Origin of the sequence: Streptomyces sp. NPDC048352, from assembly GCF_040651895.1 — a bacterium.
In the GTDB taxonomy this organism is placed as follows: domain Bacteria; phylum Actinomycetota; class Actinomycetes; order Streptomycetales; family Streptomycetaceae; genus Streptomyces.
Window position 1 is genome coordinate 14,063 of record NZ_JBEZKZ010000032.1, and the last position, 16,698, is coordinate 30,760.

At 73.0% G+C, this 16,698-nt stretch carries 11 protein-coding genes and 1 pseudogene; 11 read left to right on the forward strand and 1 reads right to left on the reverse strand.

All coding sequences use genetic code 11. The features are described 5' to 3' along the window. Positions 1–71 precede the first annotated feature (71 nt). Genes AB0D45_RS18360 through AB0D45_RS18370 form a run of 3 tightly spaced genes read left to right on the forward strand, consistent with a single transcriptional unit; the run spans position 72 to position 1,172 of the window. Positions 72–269 carry a DUF4244 domain-containing protein gene (locus tag AB0D45_RS18360; protein WP_361602319.1) on the forward strand — a complete coding sequence of 66 codons (198 nt, stop codon included), beginning with the start codon at positions 72–74 and terminating at the stop codon, positions 267–269. Further along, a complete protein-coding gene (locus tag AB0D45_RS18365; protein WP_362460067.1) occupies positions 256–645 on the forward strand; it encodes a TadE family type IV pilus minor pilin in 390 nt (129 codons plus the stop codon). Before AB0D45_RS18360 ends, AB0D45_RS18365 begins: the two co-directional genes overlap by 14 nt. Beyond that, positions 642–1,172 carry an Rv3654c family TadE-like protein gene (locus tag AB0D45_RS18370; protein ID WP_362460070.1) on the forward strand — a complete coding sequence of 177 codons (531 nt, stop codon included), beginning with the start codon at positions 642–644 and terminating at the stop codon, positions 1,170–1,172. The genes AB0D45_RS18365 and AB0D45_RS18370 overlap by 4 nt, the downstream gene beginning before the upstream one ends. Here AB0D45_RS18370 and AB0D45_RS18375 read toward each other — a convergent pair. Further along, positions 1,144–3,592, reverse strand: a pseudogene (locus AB0D45_RS18375) (DEAD/DEAH box helicase). The gene AB0D45_RS18370 and the pseudogene AB0D45_RS18375 sit on opposite strands and share 29 nt — an antisense overlap. Before the next feature lie 82 nt (positions 3,593–3,674). On the opposite strand from AB0D45_RS18375, the gene bldG reads away from it, so the two are divergent. From bldG to tmk, 8 genes are all read left to right on the forward strand, one after another. Next, positions 3,675–4,016, forward strand: a complete 342-nt coding sequence (bldG, locus tag AB0D45_RS18380) for an anti-sigma factor antagonist BldG (RefSeq protein ID WP_361602310.1) — start codon at positions 3,675–3,677, stop codon at positions 4,014–4,016. Positions 4,017–4,119: 103 nt separating this feature from the next. Beyond that, positions 4,120–4,560: an ATP-binding protein gene (locus AB0D45_RS18385; RefSeq protein WP_361602307.1), complete on the forward strand. Its 441-nt coding sequence runs from the start codon at positions 4,120–4,122 to the stop codon at positions 4,558–4,560. A 298-nt stretch (positions 4,561–4,858) separates the two neighbouring features. Continuing rightward, on the forward strand, positions 4,859–7,261 hold the full coding sequence (locus AB0D45_RS18390; RefSeq protein WP_362460074.1) for a sodium-translocating pyrophosphatase: 2,403 nt from the start codon (positions 4,859–4,861) through the stop codon (positions 7,259–7,261). A gap of 173 nt (positions 7,262–7,434) precedes the next feature. Continuing rightward, a complete protein-coding gene (locus AB0D45_RS18395; protein WP_361602301.1) occupies positions 7,435–7,995 on the forward strand; it encodes a small secreted protein in 561 nt (186 codons plus the stop codon). 225 nt (positions 7,996–8,220) lie between these two features. Beyond that, positions 8,221–9,735: a methyltransferase gene (locus AB0D45_RS18400; RefSeq protein ID WP_362460077.1), complete on the forward strand. Its 1,515-nt coding sequence runs from the start codon at positions 8,221–8,223 to the stop codon at positions 9,733–9,735. Between the two features lie 126 nt (positions 9,736–9,861). Next, positions 9,862–10,059 (forward strand): hypothetical protein, encoded by a 198-nt coding sequence (locus AB0D45_RS18405; RefSeq protein WP_362460080.1) that lies wholly within the window; start codon positions 9,862–9,864, stop codon positions 10,057–10,059. Positions 10,060–10,325: 266 nt separating this feature from the next. Continuing rightward, on the forward strand, positions 10,326–13,184 hold the full coding sequence (gene topA, locus AB0D45_RS18410; RefSeq protein ID WP_362460083.1) for a type I DNA topoisomerase: 2,859 nt from the start codon (positions 10,326–10,328) through the stop codon (positions 13,182–13,184). 270 nt (positions 13,185–13,454) lie between these two features. Then, positions 13,455–16,628 carry a dTMP kinase gene (gene tmk, locus AB0D45_RS18415; RefSeq protein WP_362460085.1) on the forward strand — a complete coding sequence of 1,058 codons (3,174 nt, stop codon included), beginning with the start codon at positions 13,455–13,457 and terminating at the stop codon, positions 16,626–16,628. Positions 16,629–16,698: the final 70 nt, after the last annotated feature.

The window sequence follows — 16,698 nt, forward strand, 5'->3', positions numbered from 1 at the left end:
CCGGGCCCGGTCGGTGTATCGAAATCAAAAACTGAAATCAGATCAAGAACGTAATCCCACAGGAGGTTGTCATGAGGATCATCCTGAACCGTGTACGGGCGGTACTGAAGGGGCGTGGGGGAGACGCGGGAATGTCGACTTCGGAATACGCCATGGGCACGATCGCGGCGTGTGCGTTCGCGGCGGTCCTGTACAAGGTGGTGACGAGCGACGTGGTTTCGACGGCGCTCCAGTCGACCATCGGGAAGGCGCTCGATGCGCCCTTCTGACCGAAAGCGGCCGGGATTCGGGGACCGATTCGGGGACCGCGGGTATGTGACGGCCGAAGCCGCCGTGATCATTCCGGCCCTGGTGCTGTTCGCGGCGCTTCTGGTGTGGGCGCTGATGGCGGCGGCGGCACAGATCCGGTGCGTGGACGCCGCCCGGGCCGGGGCCCGTGCGGCGGCCCGGTCCGAGCCCGCCGAGGCGGCGCTCGCGGCGGCCCGGGCGGCCGCCCCGGCGGGGGCGGAGGTGGAGCTGGAGCGGTCCGGCGACCTGTGGCGGGTCCGGGTGGCGGCTCCGGCGCCGGGGCCGGCCGGGCTGCCGGTGCGGCTCGGGGCGCAGGCGGTGGCCCTGGCGGAGGACAGCGTGGGGCCGCCGCCATGAGCCGGGGCTGCGGCCGGGACCGGCACGCGGATGCGGTGCGACCGCCTCGCCGATGCGGTGGGGCGCGGGATCGGGGGGCCGCGACGGTGTGGGCCACCGTGGTGGCCGCGGTGCTGGTGGCGGTGTTCGGGGGTGTGCTGCTGCTCGGTCAGGCCGTGGTGGCCCGCCACCGGGCGGGCGCGGCAGCCGATCTCGGAGCCCTGGCGGCGGCCGTGAGCTGGGCGGACGGACCCGAGGCGGCCTGTGCGGCGGCCCGGCGGGTGGCTGCCGCCCAGGGGGCGGTACTGGCCGCCTGCCGGGTCGGCGGAGAGGTGGCCGAGGTCCGGGCGGGCGTCCGGGCCGGCCCCTTCACCGCCGAGGTCACCGCCCGAGCGGGGCCACCGCTGGAGGCCGCTCCCCGGGCGGGGCCTGCGGTGGGGGTTGCTGCCCGGGCGGGGTCTTCGTCGGGTGTCGGGGCCTCGGTGGGGGCCGTGGTCGCCGCCCCCGCCTCCGGGCCGGTCAGGGGGCGGTGGAGAGGAGGCGGGTGAGCAGGCGCACGGCGCCGCGCTTGTGGAGGGGGTCGTTGCCGTTGCCGCATTTGGGGGACTGGATGCAGGAGGGGCAGCCCGCCTCGCACTCGCAGGCGGCAATGGCGTCCCGGGTGGCGGTCAGCCAGGCCCTCGCCGTCTGGAAGGCCCGCTCCGCGAAGCCGGCGCCGCCCGGGTGGCCGTCGTACACGAAGACCGTGGGCAGCAGGGTGTCCGGATGCAGCGGGACGGACACCCCGCCGATGTCCCAGCGGTCGCAGGTGGCGAACAGCGGGAGCAGGCCGATGGAGGCGTGCTCGGCGGCGTGCAGGGCGCCGCCGAGGATCTCCGGGCTGATCCGGGCCTCGTCCAGCTGGTCCTCGGTCACCGTCCACCACACCGCCCGGGTGCGCAGCGTGCGCGGCGGCAGGTCGAGCTTGGCCTCGCCGAGGACCTCGCCGGTGATGAGCTTGCGGCGCAGGTAGGACACGACCTGGTTGGTGACCTCGACCGAGCCGAAGCAGAGCCGGGCCTCGCCCCACGGGACCTCGGTCTCCGTCTCCAGGATGGCGATGGAGGTGGTGTCGCGGGCGGTGGTGGAGAACGGCGGGTCGGCCTCCTCCACCAGGGCGACGGAATCCTCCAGGTCCAGGTGTTTCACCAGGTAGGTGCGGCCCTGGTGGAGGTGGACGGCGCCGTCGTGGACGGCCGTGTGGGAGGCGGACTCGTCCACGGTGCCCAGCAGCCGGCCGGTCGAGGCCTCCACGATCTGCACGGGACGGCCCCCGCCGCCGCGGATGTCGGTCAGGTCCGAGGCCCGCTCCCGGCGTGTCCAGTGCCAGGCCGTGGCGCGGCGCCGCAGCAGTTTCGCCGCTTCCAGCTGGGGCACGAGCTCGCGTGCGGACGGCCCGAAGAGGTCCAGGTCGGCTTCGGTCAGGGGCAGCTCGGCGGCGGCCGCGCAGAGGTGCGGGGCCAGGACGTACGGGTTGTCGGGGTCCAGCACGGTGGCCTCCACCGGCCGCCGGAACAGGGCCTCGGGGTGGTGGACCAGGTAGGTGTCCAGCGGGTCGTCGCGGGCGATCAGCACCGCCAGGGCGCCCTGGCCCGAGCGTCCGGCGCGCCCGGCCTGCTGCCACAGCGAGGCCCGGGTACCGGGGTAGCCGGTGATCAGCACGGCGTCCAGGCCCGCCACGTCCACGCCCAGCTCCAGGGCGGTGGTCGCGGCCAGCCCCAGCAGCTCCCCTGAGTGCAGGGCCCTCTCCAGGGCCCGCCGCTCCTCGGGCAGGTAGCCGCCCCGGTAGGCGGCGACCCGCCGGGGCAGGGACCGGTCCACCGCCGCCAGGCGCTCCTGGGCGATCACGGAGATCAGTTCGGCCCCGCGCCGCGACCGGACGAAGGCCACGGTCCGCACGCCCTGCACGACCAGGTCGGTCAGCAGGTCGGCGGTCTCGGCGGTGGCGGTCCGGCGCACGGGGGCGCCCTTCTCGCCCTTGAGGTCGGTCAGCGGCGGCTCCCACAGGGCGAAGACCACCTCGCCGCGCGGCGAGGCGTCGTCGGTGATCTCGGTGACCGGCACCCCGGTCAGCCGGGACGCGGCGGCCGCCGGGTCACTGGCGGTGGCGGAGGCCAGCAGGAAGACCGGTTCGGAGCCGTAGCGGGCGCACAGGCGCCGCAGCCGCCGCAGGACCTGGGCGACGTGCGAGCCGAACACCCCGCGGTAGGTGTGGCACTCGTCGATGACGACGTAGCGCAGCGCCTTCAGGAAGGAGGACCAGCGGGGGTGGGAGGGCAGGATCCCCCGGTGCAGCATGTCGGGGTTGGTCAGCACGTAGTTGGCGTACTGGCGCACCCACTCGCGTTCCTCGACGGGCGTGTCCCCGTCGTACACGGCCGGGCGTACGGCGTTCTTCAGGGGCGCGGCCAGCGCCCGGACGGCCCGCCGCTGGTCGGCGGCCAGAGCTTTGGTCGGAGCCAGGTAGAGGGCGGTCGCACCCCGGCCGTTGGGTGCCTCGGCGCCGTCCGCGAGGGCGGACAGCACGGGCGCCAGGTAGGCCAGGGACTTCCCGGAGGCGGTTCCGGTGGCGACGACGACGGACTCGCCGTCCAGGGCGTGCTCGGCGGCCGCCGCCTGGTGTTCCCACGGATGGTCGATCCCGGCGTCACGGATCGCGGCTACGACATCCGTTCGGATGCGGTGCGGCCAGACCGCATGACGACCCGCCCTTGGGGGCAAGTGCTCCGTATGGGTGATGCGCGCAGCCCGGGAAGGCCCCCGTGACAGGCGGTCCAGGACCGTGCCGGGAGTGGGTCGGGGATCCGCGGGTTCCGTGGGCGGACCGGGGCGGTGGGTGTTGGCCATATGGAACCGAGTGTGTCACTGGCGTGCGGGACAATGGTCCCAAGGCGTCGTGCGCGCCTGCCGGTAAGTGATTGAATGCCATCGCGGCAGCCGATCCCCTCCCCTACCTTCGGGTGGGGAGGCCCCTGGGGGGCGCCGCTCGATAGCAAGGTGCTGGAGGATCCGTGGACCTGTCCCTGTCGACTCGCACTGTCGGCGACCGCACGGTCGTAGAGGTCGGTGGCGAGATTGATGTGTATACCGCGCCCAAGCTGCGCGAGCAGTTGGTGGAGTTGGTGAACGACGGCAGCTACCACCTGGTTGTCGACATGGAGCGAGTGGACTTTCTCGACTCCACCGGTCTCGGTGTGCTCGTGGGAGGCCTCAAGCGCGTGCGCGCGCACGAGGGCTCGCTGCGTCTGGTCTGCAACCAGGAGCGCATCCTGAAGATCTTCCGGATCACCGGTCTGACCAAGGTGTTCCCGATCCACACCACGGTGGAGGACGCCGTCCAGGCCACCGACTGACGTACGGCTCCGGTCACCGAGGAGCCGACGAGGAGCGGGGGTACCGGACCACGGTTGGTCCGGGCCCCTGTCAAGGCACGCCCGTAGTCCGAGGGGGACGCACATGGCCACCGTTGAACTGCGCTTCAGCGCCCAGCCCGAACACGTCCGGACGGCCCGCCTCGTCGCGGCCGCCGTGGCGCGCCGGGCCGGGGTGGAGGAAGCCGTCCTCGACGAGGTCCGCCTCGCCGTGGGCGAGGCCTGTTCGCGTGCCGTCGGACTGCACCGCAGCAACGGCCTCACCGCGCCCGTCCGGGTCGTGCTGACCGAGGAGGAGAAGCTGTTCTCCATCGAGGTCGGTGACGAGGTGCCCGGGCCGGCCGGCGGTTCCGCCGAGTCGGTGCCGGGTATCGCCGCCGTCCTGGACCCGGATGGGGGCGAGGAGGACGAGATGGGTCTCGCCGTGATCAGCGGGCTCGTCGACGACGTCTCCGTGACCAGTGGGGAATCGGGCGGAACGATCCGGATGAGCTGGCCCGTCGCCGCGGCCCCCGAGGTCTCGTAGCGGCCGTCCCGCCTTCCGTAGCGCCCGTCCAGCCGTATCTTCCGATCTTCATTCATTATTCGGATCTTTGTCGAGGCCCTGCTGAGCAGGGCCTTTTTCATTTTCCCGGGAAATCTTCTGAGTCGCTGAGCGGCCGTCAATGGTTTTGCCCCATTACTTCTTTCGGGGGTAATGGAGTGACGTGATCTATTGCTGAGGAGCAAGAGCGCGCCAATTCCGTTTCACGCGCACTGTTTTGATCAGGTCCCGCTCCCTACAATCCGTCCACATCTTGAGCTCATCACGTCAAGGAGGACGAATGACGGGGCTCTTCACCCCTTTCGCTCCGGATCACGCCCGTGATCTGGCAGCCGCAGTACTCACCGATGACAACCGCCTCATCGTGTTCGTCATCGCGGGCGTCGCCCTGGCGGCGCTCGTCGTCGCGCAGATCCTGGTCCGCCAGGTCCTCGCCGCGGACGAGGGCACCGACAGCATGAAGAAGATCGCCGCCGCCGTGCAGGAAGGCGCCAACGCCTACCTCGGCCGCCAGTTGCGCACCCTCGGCGTCTTCGCCGTCGTGGTCTTCTTCCTGCTCTTCCTGCTGCCCGCCGACGACTGGTCGCAGCGGGCGGGCCGCTCCGCGTTCTTCCTCGTCGGCGCGATCTTCTCCGCCGTCACCGGCTACATCGGCATGCGCCTCGCGGTCCGCGCCAACGTCCGCGTCGCCGCGGCCGCCCGCGAGGCCACCCCGGCCGCGGGTGAACCCGCCAAGGACCTGACCGACGTGGCCCACAAGGCCATGAAGATCGCCTTCCGCACCGGTGGCGTGGTCGGCATGTTCACGGTCGGCCTGGGCCTGCTCGGCGCTTCCTGCGTCGTCCTGGTCTATGCCGCCGACGCCCCCAAGGTCCTGGAGGGCTTCGGTCTCGGCGCCGCCCTGATCGCGATGTTCATGCGCGTGGGCGGCGGCATCTTCACCAAGGCCGCCGACGTCGGCGCCGACCTGGTCGGCAAGGTCGAGCAGGGCATTCCGGAGGACGATCCGCGCAATGCCGCGACCATCGCCGACAACGTGGGCGACAACGTCGGCGACTGCGCGGGGATGGCGGCGGACCTCTTCGAGTCCTACGCCGTCACGCTCGTGGCCGCGCTCATCCTCGGCAAGGCCGCCTTCGGCGACCTGGGTCTGGCCTTCCCGCTCATCGTGCCCGCCATCGGCGTCATCACGGCGATGATCGGCATCTTCGCGGTGGCCCCGCGCCGCGCCGACCGCAGCGGGATGACCGCGATCAACCGCGGCTTCTTCATCTCGGCCGTGATCTCCCTCGCGCTCGTCGCGGTCGCCGTCTACGCGTACCTCCCGGCCACCTACAAGGAGCTGGTCGGCGTCGAGGACGCCGCCATCGCCAACCACAGCGGGGACCCGCGCGTCCTGGCGGTGGTCGCCGTCGCCATCGGCATCGTGCTCGCGGCCCTCATCCAGCAGCTGACCGGGTACTTCACCGAGACCAACCGCCGTCCTGTCCGGGACATCGGCAAGTCCTCGCTGACCGGTCCCGCCACCGTGGTCCTCGCGGGCATCTCCGTCGGCCTGGAGTCCGCCGTGTACACGGCGCTCCTCATCGGCCTCGGCGTCTACGGGGCCTTCCTGCTCGGCGGCACCTCGATCATGCTGGCGCTCTTCGCGGTGGCCCTGGCCGGCACCGGCCTGCTCACCACGGTCGGCGTCATCGTCGCGATGGACACCTTCGGTCCGGTCTCCGACAACGCCCAGGGCATCGCCGAGATGTCCGGTGACGTCGAGGGCGCCGGCGCCCAGGTCCTGACCGACCTGGACGCGGTCGGCAACACCACCAAGGCCATCACCAAGGGCATCGCCATCGCCACCGCCGTCCTGGCCGCGGCCGCGCTCTTCGGCTCGTACAACGACGCCATCACCAACGCGGTCAAGGAGGTCGGCGCCAAGGCCGGGGAGATGAACCTCAGCCTCGACATCGCCCAGCCCAACAACCTCGTCGGCCTGCTCCTCGGCGCGGCCGTGGTGTTCCTGTTCTCCGGCCTGGCCATCAACGCCGTCTCCCGCTCCGCGGGCGCCGTGGTCTACGAGGTGCGCCGCCAGTTCCGCGAGCACCCCGGGATCATGGACTACTCGGAGAAGCCCGAGTACGGGCGCGTCGTGGACATCTGCACCAAGGACGCGCTGCGCGAGCTCGCCACGCCCGGCCTGCTCGCCGTGCTCACGCCGATCGCGGTCGGCTTCTCCCTCGGCGTCGGCGCGCTCGGCTCCTTCCTGGCGGGCGCCATCGGCACCGGCACCCTGATGGCGGTCTTCCTCGCCAACTCCGGTGGCGCGTGGGACAACGCCAAGAAGCTCGTCGAGGACGGCCACCACGGCGGCAAGGGCAGCGAGGCCCACGCCGCGGTCGTCATCGGCGACACCGTCGGTGACCCGTTCAAGGACACCGCCGGACCGGCCATCAACCCGCTCCTGAAGGTCATGAACCTGGTGGCCCTGCTGATCGCCCCGGCCGTCGTGCAGTTCAGCTACGGCGCGGACACCAGTGCGCCCGTACGGGCCGTCGTCGCGGTGCTCGCCCTCATGGTGATCATCGGCGCGGTGTACGTCTCCAAGCGCCGCGGCATCGCCGTCGGCGAGGACGGCGGGAGCCAGACGGCCGAGCGGGCGGCCCAGCCGGCCGATCCGGCGGTGGTCTCCTGACCCTCCGGGGCACCTGAGCCCCGGCCCCGCGGACCCCGTGGGCCGACCGGCTCGAAGATACGCCCGAACGGCGGACAGGCGGCGCGGACTGACGCGCCGTCTGTCCGCCTTTGTGCGTGCCCTGATGGTGGGCGTGTATCTTCCGGCCGAGAGCCTTCGAAGGGACCAATCCGGTGAACAAGAAGCTTGCGGCCGCGGTGTCCGGCGGTGCGGTACTGATGCTCGTCCTGTCCGGCTGCGGCGGTGAGGACGACGGCGACAAGAAGGCCGACGCCTGGGCCAAGAAGGTCTGCGACAAGTGGGAGCCCGAACTCACCAAGATCAAGACGACCAATGACGAGCTGAAGCGGGTGGCCAGCCAGAGCAGCAAGCCCGAGGAGGTCCAGCAGACCGACTCGGCGGCCTTCCAGACCCTCTCGGAGGCCTACAAGTCCATGGGCGGCGCCCTGAGCCAGGCCGGTGAACCGCCCGTCAAGGACGGCAAGCCCGCGGCGGATTCCGTGGTCAAGAGCTACGGCGAGATCTCCAAGAGCTACACCGAGCTCAAGACGAAGATCGACGCGCTCGACCCGAAGGACCAGAGCAAGTTCGCGGAGGGGCTCCAAGGGGTCGCCGGCGGACTCACCGAGGTCGCGGCCAACGAGACGGCGGCCAAGGAGAAGCTCAACTCCACCGGCCTGAAGGTGATCTACAGCCAGAAGGGCTGCCAGGTCACGGCACCCGGCAAGAGCTGACCTCGGCATTCCTCCCGTCGGCGCCCGGCGTGCCCGGTGCCGCCCTCGGGCGGCCGCGGGCGGCACCGGGCCGGCGGGCGGCGTCCGGCCCGAACCCGCGCGCGCCGCTGCCGAGACGGCGGACGGCGCTCCGGGATCCCGATCCGGCCGCCCGTCGGGCGTCCGAACGCGTACCGCGCGCCGGGGTTCGTACGGATCGACGGTGCCAGCGGCCACAATGGTCGGGTGAGTACCACCAGCCTTCCCAAGCCCGACCACGCCGCCGAGCTCCGCGAGGCCCTGCTCGCCGCGGGTTTCACCGCCGACGGACTGCTCGACCTGCTCGGGGCCCCCGCGTACGCCGCGCTGGCCCGCAGCGAGACGGTCCCCGCCCTGCGCGCCACCCGCGGGGCGGGCGCCGAAGCCCTCGCGAGCCTGACCCGGCTGTTCCTGCTCCAGCAGCCCGAGCCCTACGTGCACGCCGCTGCCGCGCTGCCCGTCGAGGCCGCCCTCGCCGACGGCTGGCTGCGCCGGGAGGGCGACGAGGTGCACGCCACCGTCGACGTCCGCCCGTACGGCGGGCCCGACGGCGAGGACTGGTTCATCGTCTCGGACCTCGGCTGCGCCGTCGGCGGCGCCGGCGGGATCGGCAGCCGCGAGGAGGGCGTGGTGCTCGGCGTCGGAGGCGCCTCCACCACCCTGGCCGGGATCACCGTGCCCCTCCCCGTCGGCTCGGCCCTCGACCTCGGGACCGGATCCGGCATCCAGGCGCTGCACGCCGCCCAGCACGCCACCCGCGTCACGGCGACGGACGTCAACCCGCGCGCCCTGGAATTCACCCGTCTGACGCTGGCGCTGTCCGGGGCACCGGAGGCCGAACTGCTCGCCGGCTCGCTGTTCGAGCCCGTCGGCGACGCCACGTACGACCTGATCGTGTCGAACCCGCCCTTCGTGATCTCCCCCGGTGCGCGGCTCACGTACCGGGACGGCGGCATGGGCGGCGACGACCTGTGCCGGACCCTGGTCCAGGAGGCGGGAGCCCACCTCAACCCGGGCGGCTACGCGCAGTTCCTCGGCAACTGGCAGCACGTGGAGGGGGAGGACTGGCGCGACCGGGTCCGCTCCTGGGTGCCGCGCGGCTGCGACGCGTGGATCGTGCAGCGTGACGTGCAGGACGTGACGCAGTACGCGGAGCTGTGGCTGCGGGACGCGGGCGACCACCGCACCGACCCCGCCGAGTACGCGCGGCGGTACGAGGACTGGCTGGACGAGTTCGAGGCCCGCAAGACCAAGGCCGTCGGCTTCGGCTGGATCACGCTGCGCCGCACGGACGCGGCCGAGCCGTCGGTCGTCGCCGAGGAGTGGCCGCACTCGGTGGAGCAGCCGCTCGGGGAGACGGTGCTCGCGCACTTCGCCCGCCAGGACTACCTGCGCGACCACGACGACGCGGCCCTGCTGGCGGGGTACTTCCGGCTGACCGCGGAGGTGGTCCAGGAGCAGGTCGGCGCGCCGGGCGCGGAGGACCCCGAGCACGTGGTGCTCCGGCAGAACCGGGGCATGCGCCGCGCCACCAAGGTGGACACGGTCGGCGCCGGCTTCGCCGGAGTGTGCGACGGCTCACTCAGCGCCGGCCGGATCCTCGACGCGATCGCGCAGCTGATGGAGGAGGACCCGGTCGTCCTGCGGGACCGGACCCCGGAGGCGATCCGGATGCTGGTCGAGCAGGGGTTCCTGGAGCCCGTGCAGGGGCCGGCCCGCTAGCCGGCGCGCCGTCGGCACCGTGATGTAACCCGGGGTTCGCCTGCCGTACCCCCTCGGGTGGCAGGCTCCTCGGCAGCGGGGGATCCGGGGGGATCCCCGAGCGGCCCGGGGGAAGTGGGGAACGGCATGGAACGCGGTCCGGCGATCTTCGCAGGGGCCGTGTTCCTGCTGTTCGGAGCCGCTCTGCTGGTCTGGACGGGGGCGCGCGCCCGGCGCGGCGCGCCGGTGGCCGAGGGCGTGCGCCCCGTCGTGGCCGTACCGCTGGCCGTAACGGCCGGTGCGGCCTCGCTGGCCCTCGGAGTCTGGTGCCTCCAGCGGTTCTGAAGCGGGAACCGGGGATGATCTCCATCCGGTGTGAAACCCGACGTCGCGCGGGGTGCGGAGGCGGGGCCAGACGGCCCCCGGGCCACCCTGCCCGGTGACCGCGAAGGTCCCGGCGCGGCATCCGGGCGGCAGAAATGGCACTTGTCGGGTTACCGTTCGAGTGGCCGTTGCGGGCTTGTGCCGTTTGACACGGGGGCGGGTTGTACCGTCACACTCCGCAGCGTCGCCGTACAGCGACCGAGTGCCGACCGGAGAGAAGAGCCAAGTTGTCCCCGACTAGCGAGACCGCAAAGGGCGGCCGCCGACTCGTCATCGTCGAGTCCCCTGCCAAGGCGAAGACGATCAAGGGCTACCTCGGCCCGGGATACGTCGTCGAGGCGAGCGTCGGGCACATCCGCGACCTCCCCAACGGCGCGGCCGAGGTCCCCGACAAGTACACGGGTGAGGTGCGCCGCCTCGGCGTGGACGTCGAGCACGACTTCCAGCCGATCTACGTCGTCAATGCGGACAAGAAGGCGCAGGTCAGGAAGCTCAAGGACCTGCTCGCCGAGTCCGACGAACTCTTCCTCGCCACCGATGAGGACCGCGAGGGCGAAGCCATCGCGTGGCACCTGCAGGAAGTCCTCAAGCCCAAGGTCCCCGTCCACCGGATGGTCTTCCACGAGATCACCAAGGACGCGATCCGCGACGCCGTCGCCAACCCGCGCGAGCTGAACCAGCGCATGGTCGACGCCCAGGAGACCCGCCGCATCCTCGACCGCCTCTACGGCTACGAGGTCTCGCCGGTCCTGTGGAAGAAGGTCATGCCGCGGCTGTCGGCCGGCCGCGTCCAGTCCGTGGCCACCCGCCTCGTCGTCGAGCGTGAGCGCGAGCGCATCGCCTTCCGGTCCGCCGAGTACTGGGACCTGACCGGAACCTTCGGTACCGGTCGCGCCGGTGACGCCTCCGACCCGTCGAACCTGGTCGCCCGCCTGAACGCGGTGGACGGCAAGCGCATCGCCCAGGGCCGCGACTTCGGCGCGAACGGGCAGCTCAAGAGCGAGGTGCTGCACCTCGACGAGGCGAACGCCCGGGCGCTCGGCGCCGCGCTGGCCGAGACCTCGTTCGCCGTCCGCTCGGTCGAGTCCAAGCCGTACCGCCGCTCCCCGTACGCCCCGTTCCGCACGACGACGCTCCAGCAGGAGGCCTCGCGCAAGCTGGGCTTCGGTGCGAAGGCGACGATGCAGGTGGCGCAGAAGCTGTACGAGAACGGCTTCATCACCTACATGCGTACCGACTCCACCACGCTCTCCGACACCGCGGTGTCGGCGGCGCGGGCGCAGGTCACCCAGCTCTACGGGGCCGACTACCTGCCGGAGAAGCCGCGCGTCTACGCCGGCAAGGTCAAGAACGCGCAGGAGGCGCACGAGGCGATCCGGCCCTCGGGTGATCGTTTCCGCACCCCTGCCGAGACGGGTCTGACCGGCGACCAGTTCCGCCTGTACGAGCTCATCTGGAAGCGGACCGTCGCCTCCCAGATGAAGGACGCGACCGGTAACTCCGTGACCGTCAAGATCGGTGGCCGGGCGAGCGACGGCCGCGACGCCGAGTTCTCGGCCTCCGGCAAGACGATCACCTTCCACGGCTTCATGAAGGCGTACGTCGAGGGCGCGGACGACCCGAACGCCGAGCTCGACGACCGCGAGAAGCGCCTGCCGCAGGTCGCCGAGGGCGACGCGCTGACGGCCGAGGAGATCACCGCGGACGGCCACGCGACCAAGCCGCCGGCCCGCTACACCGAGGCCTCGCTGGTCAAGGAGCTGGAGGAGCGGGAGATCGGCCGCCCGTCGACGTACGCGTCGATCATCGGCACGATCCTCGACCGCGGTTACGTCTTCAAGAAGGGCACGGCGCTCGTGCCGTCCTTCCTGTCGTTCGCCGTGGTGAACCTGCTGGAGACGCACTTCGGGCGGCTCGTCGACTACGACTTCACCGCCAAGATGGAGGACGACCTCGACCGCATCGCGCGGGGCGAGGCCCAGTCCGTGCCGTGGCTGAAGCGGTTCTACTTCGGCTCGGAGGAGGCCACGGAGGTCGTACCGGCCGACGGCGACCACCTCGGCGGCCTGAAGGAGCTGGTCACGGACCTCGGCGCGATCGACGCCCGGGAGATCTCCTCCTTCCCGGTCGGCGACGGCATCGTGCTGCGCGTCGGCCGCTACGGGCCGTACGTGGAGCGGGGCGAGAAGGACGCGGAGGGCCACCAGCGCGCCGACGTACCGGACGACCTGGCTCCGGACGAGCTGACGGTGGAGTACGCGCAGGAGCTGTTCGCGAAGCCGAGCGGCGAGTTCGAGCTGGGCGCCGACCCGGTCAGCGGCAACCAGATCGTCGCCAAGGATGGCCGCTACGGGCCGTACGTGACGGAGATCCTGCCCGAGGGCACGCCGAAGACGGGCAAGAACGCGGTGAAGCCGCGGACGGCGTCCCTGTTCAAGTCGATGTCCCTGGACACGGTCACCCTGGACGACGCCCTCAAGCTGATGTCGCTGCCGCGCGTGGTGGGCACCGACGCCGAAGGCGTGGAGATCACGGCCCAGAACGGCCGCTACGGCCCGTACCTGAAGAAGGGCACGGACTCGCGGTCCCTGGAGACCGAGGACCAGCTGTTCTCGATCACCCTGGACGAAGCCCTGGCGATCTACGCGCAGCCGAAGCAGCGGGGCCGGGCCGCGGCCAAGCCCCCGCTGAAGGAGCTGGGCACGGACCCGGTGAGCGAGAAGCCGGTGGTGGTGAAGGACGGCCGCTTCGGGCCGTACGTGACGGACGGCGAGACGAACGCGACGCTGCGGCGGGACGACGACGTCGAGACGATCACGCCGGAGCGGGGATACGAGCTGCTCGCGGAGAAGCGGGCCAAGGCCCCGGCGAAGAAGACCGCGAAGAAGGCGGCCGCGAAGAAGGCGCCGGCGAAGAAGGCGACGGCGACGAAGACCGCTGCCGCCAAGAAGGCGACGGCGACGGCGACCAAGACTGCTGCCGCGAAGACGGCGGCGGCGAAGAAGACGGCCGTGAAGAAGACGGCCGTGAAGAAGACGACCGCGGCGGCGAAGAAGTCCGCGGCGGCCGCCCCGGCGGACGAGTAGTCCCCTGCCGGACCCGGCACGAGGGCCCCGCGCGAACCGCGCGGGGCCCTCGCCGCGTCCGGCCTCGCGGGGTCCGGTCTCGTCGGGGTTCGGGGGCCGGAGCCCGGACCGCGCGCAGAGGCCCGCGCCGGGCCGGGGGCCGGAGCGCGTTCCTCCGTCCCGGTGCGCCCAACGGTCCTCCGGCCCGCCCCCGGAAGGTGGGTGGCGGGTCACACCCGGCGTCGTCCACAGCCCCCCGCAACCGCCAGGCACAGCGGATAGGCTGGGCGGATGACGCGAGCCGAGCAGCCGACGGTCGTGACCGCCTCCGAGAACCCCTCCTACGACGAAGCCCTAGCCGCGGACTCCCGCGAGCGAGCGGTGCGCGCCCTGCTGCGCACGCCCGGGCTGCGTCGGCTGTGGAGCGCCCAGCTGGTGAGCGGCATCGGCGACGCCCTGGCCCTGCTGGTCCTGGTGCTGCTGACCCTCCAGGCGGCCGTGACGGCCGGTACCGAGAGCCTCTTCGGCGGCGGTTACCGGGGCGCGGCCTTCGCCGTCGCCGCCGTCTTCGCGGTGCGGATCCTCGCCACCGTCCTGTTCGGCGCGGTCCTGCTCGGCCCGTTGGCCCAGCTCACCGCTCCCGGCGGGAAGCTGGAGCGCCGCTGGACGATGGTCGGGGCCGACGGCCTGCGGATCGGGCTGTTCGTCGTCGCCCCGCTGTGGCTCGACTGGATCCCGGCCCACGCCACGACCGTGCTGCTCGCCACCGTCTTCGTCTCCGGTGCCGCCGAGCGGGTGTGGACGCTGGCCAAGGAGAGCGCCGCGCCCGCGCTGCTGCCGGCCCCGCCGCCGGAGGGGGCGACCGTACGGCCCCTCCCGGACCACCTCGACGCCCTGCGCCGCCTCACGCTGCGCACCGCCTTCGCGGCGCTGCCCGTGGCGGCCGCGGCGCTGCTCGCCGCGACCCTCGTCGGGCGGGCGCTGGGCCTCGGCGTCGACTGGTTCGCCGCGAACCAGGCGGCGCTGGGCTCGTACGTCGCCGCCGGCCTGTTCGCCGCGTCCGTCTCGCTGCTGGTGCCGCTGGTGCTGCCGGCGGTCAAGACCCCGAGGCCGCGTTCCCCGCTCGAGGGCCTGCGGGCCCCGAGGGCGGGCGACCGGCCCGAGAAGGGCCGCACGGGGGCGATCCCGCTGCTCGTGCTGGCCTGCGCCGCCGTCGCGGGAGCGGTCGCCTGCGCCGCCTCCGTTTCCGTACTGCACGCCTTCGACCTGGGCGGCGGGCCGTCCGCGTACGCCCTGCTGGTGCTCGCCCTCGTCGGCGGGACCGGCCTCGGGATCCGCGCCGCCCAGGCCGGCAGGGTGCTGCCCGGGCTGTCGCGGCGCCGGCTGCTGGCCCTGGTGATAGCGGTGGCCGGGCTCGCGCTGCTGCTGGCCGGGCTGGTCCGGGACACGGCGACCGTGCTGTTCCTGGCGCTGCTCGCTGGCACCGCCGCGGGCGTGGCGGCCAACACCGGCCACACCCTGCTCGACCAGGAGACCGAGGAGTTCCGCCGGGCCCGGGTCACCGAGCACCTCCAGGCCGTGGTCCGGGTGGCCGTCGCCCTCGGAGCCGTCGCCGCCCCGCTGCTGGCCGCGGCGATCGGCCCGCACCGGCTGGGCGGCGGCCAGGTCGTCGTGCCGCTGGGCGGCGCCGCGTACGTCCTGACGCTGGTCGGCGTGCTGCTGCTGCCCGTCGCGGTGGTGGTCCTGGTCAAGGCCGACGACCGCGGCGGCGTACCGCTGCGCCGCGACCTGCGCGAGGCGCTGCGGGGCGGGGAGCCCGTGCAGGCCCCTTCCGCGACCGGGTTCTTCATCGCCCTGGAAGGCGGCGACGGAGCCGGCAAGTCCACCCAGGTGGAGGCGCTCGCCGACTGGATACGGGGCAAGGGCCACGAGGTGGTCGTCACCCGGGAGCCCGGTGCCACCCCGGTCGGCAAGCGGCTCCGCTCGATCCTGCTCGACATCTCCTCCGCCGGTCTGTCGAACCGCGCCGAGGCCCTGCTGTACGCCGCCGACCGCGCGGAGCACGTGGACACGGTGGTCCGGCCCGCCCTGGACCGCGGTGCGGTGGTCATCTCCGACCGCTACATCGACTCCTCGGTGGCCTACCAGGGCGCCGGCCGCGACCTGTCCCCGACCGAGATCGCCCGGATCTCCCGCTGGGCCACCGACGGGCTCGTCCCGAACCTGACCGTGCTGCTCGACGTGTCGCCGGAGACCGCGCGGGAGCGGTTCACGGAGGCGCCCGACCGGCTGGAGTCCGAGCCGGCCGAGTTCCACCAGCGGGTGCGGGCCGGCTTCCTGACGCTCGCCGCGGCCGACCCCGGGCGCTACCTCGTGGTCGACGCGGGCCAGGAGCCCGGCTCCGTGACCACCGTCGTACGGCACCGCCTGGACCGGATGCTCCCGCTCTCCGAGGCCGAGGTCGCCGCGCAGATCGAGGCCCGGCGGCTCGCGGAGGAGGAGGCCCGGCGCAAGGCCGAGGAAGAGGCCGCGCGCAAGGCCGAGGAAGCCCGGCTGAAGGCCGAGGAGGAGGCCCGCCTGGCGCGGGAGGCCGAGGAGGCCCGGCGCGCCGCCGAGGCCGAAGCCGCCCGCAGGGCCGAGGAGGAGCGGCTCAGGGCCGAGGAGGAAGCCCGCGCCCGGGCCGAGGCCGAGCGGCTGCGGGCGGAGGCCGAGCAGAAGGCGCGCGCCGCCGAGCGGGAGCGGATCCGGCTCCAGGAGGCGGAGGAGGCCCGGCTGCGGGCCGAGGCGGAGGAGCGGCGGCTGGAGAAGCAGCGGCGTGCGGAGGAGGCCCTGCTGCGGGCGGAGGAGGCGCGCCGGCTCGCGGAGGCGTCGGCCGCGGCGGCGGCCGCCAGGGCTGCGGCGGAGCCTGCCGCGGCGGCCGGGCAGGCGGCTCCCGCTGCTCCTTCGCCGAAGGTGGAGATGCGCAAGGAGCCGCTCCCGGACGATGCCGTCACCGTCGAGACCCCCGTGGTCCGGCGGGTCGTACAGCCGGACGACGTGACCCAGACCGTCCCGGTGCCGAAGGTCGACCCCCGCGCCGCACGCCCCATGGACGAGACGGCGGTGCTGCCGTCCGTACGGCCCGAGGGCCCGGCTCAGGACACGGACCGGCAGGCTCCGGCCGGGCGGACCCGTTCGGCCGAGCGGCCGACGGCACCGCACTCGCAGGAGGCCCCGGCCGACCGGGTTCCGCCGGGCATCTTCCGGGACGCCGGGAACGACGTGACCCGCGAACTGCCCGTCGTCGGGGACGACGGCCGGCAGCGCCGGGCCGCGTCCGACTGGGCCGAGGCGACCCCGATGGACGACCTGCCGACCCTGGCGGACGAGCTGCTCGGCCCGCACCGGGACGACGAGGACGGTCACGACGGCCAGGACGGTCACGACGGCCCGGGCGGTCGTGGCAGGCCGCGCCGCCGCCGCTGATCCGGTCCCGGCGGTCCCGAGCGGGAGGGCCCGGGATCGCGGGCGGGGAATGTCAGTGGCGGACGCCACA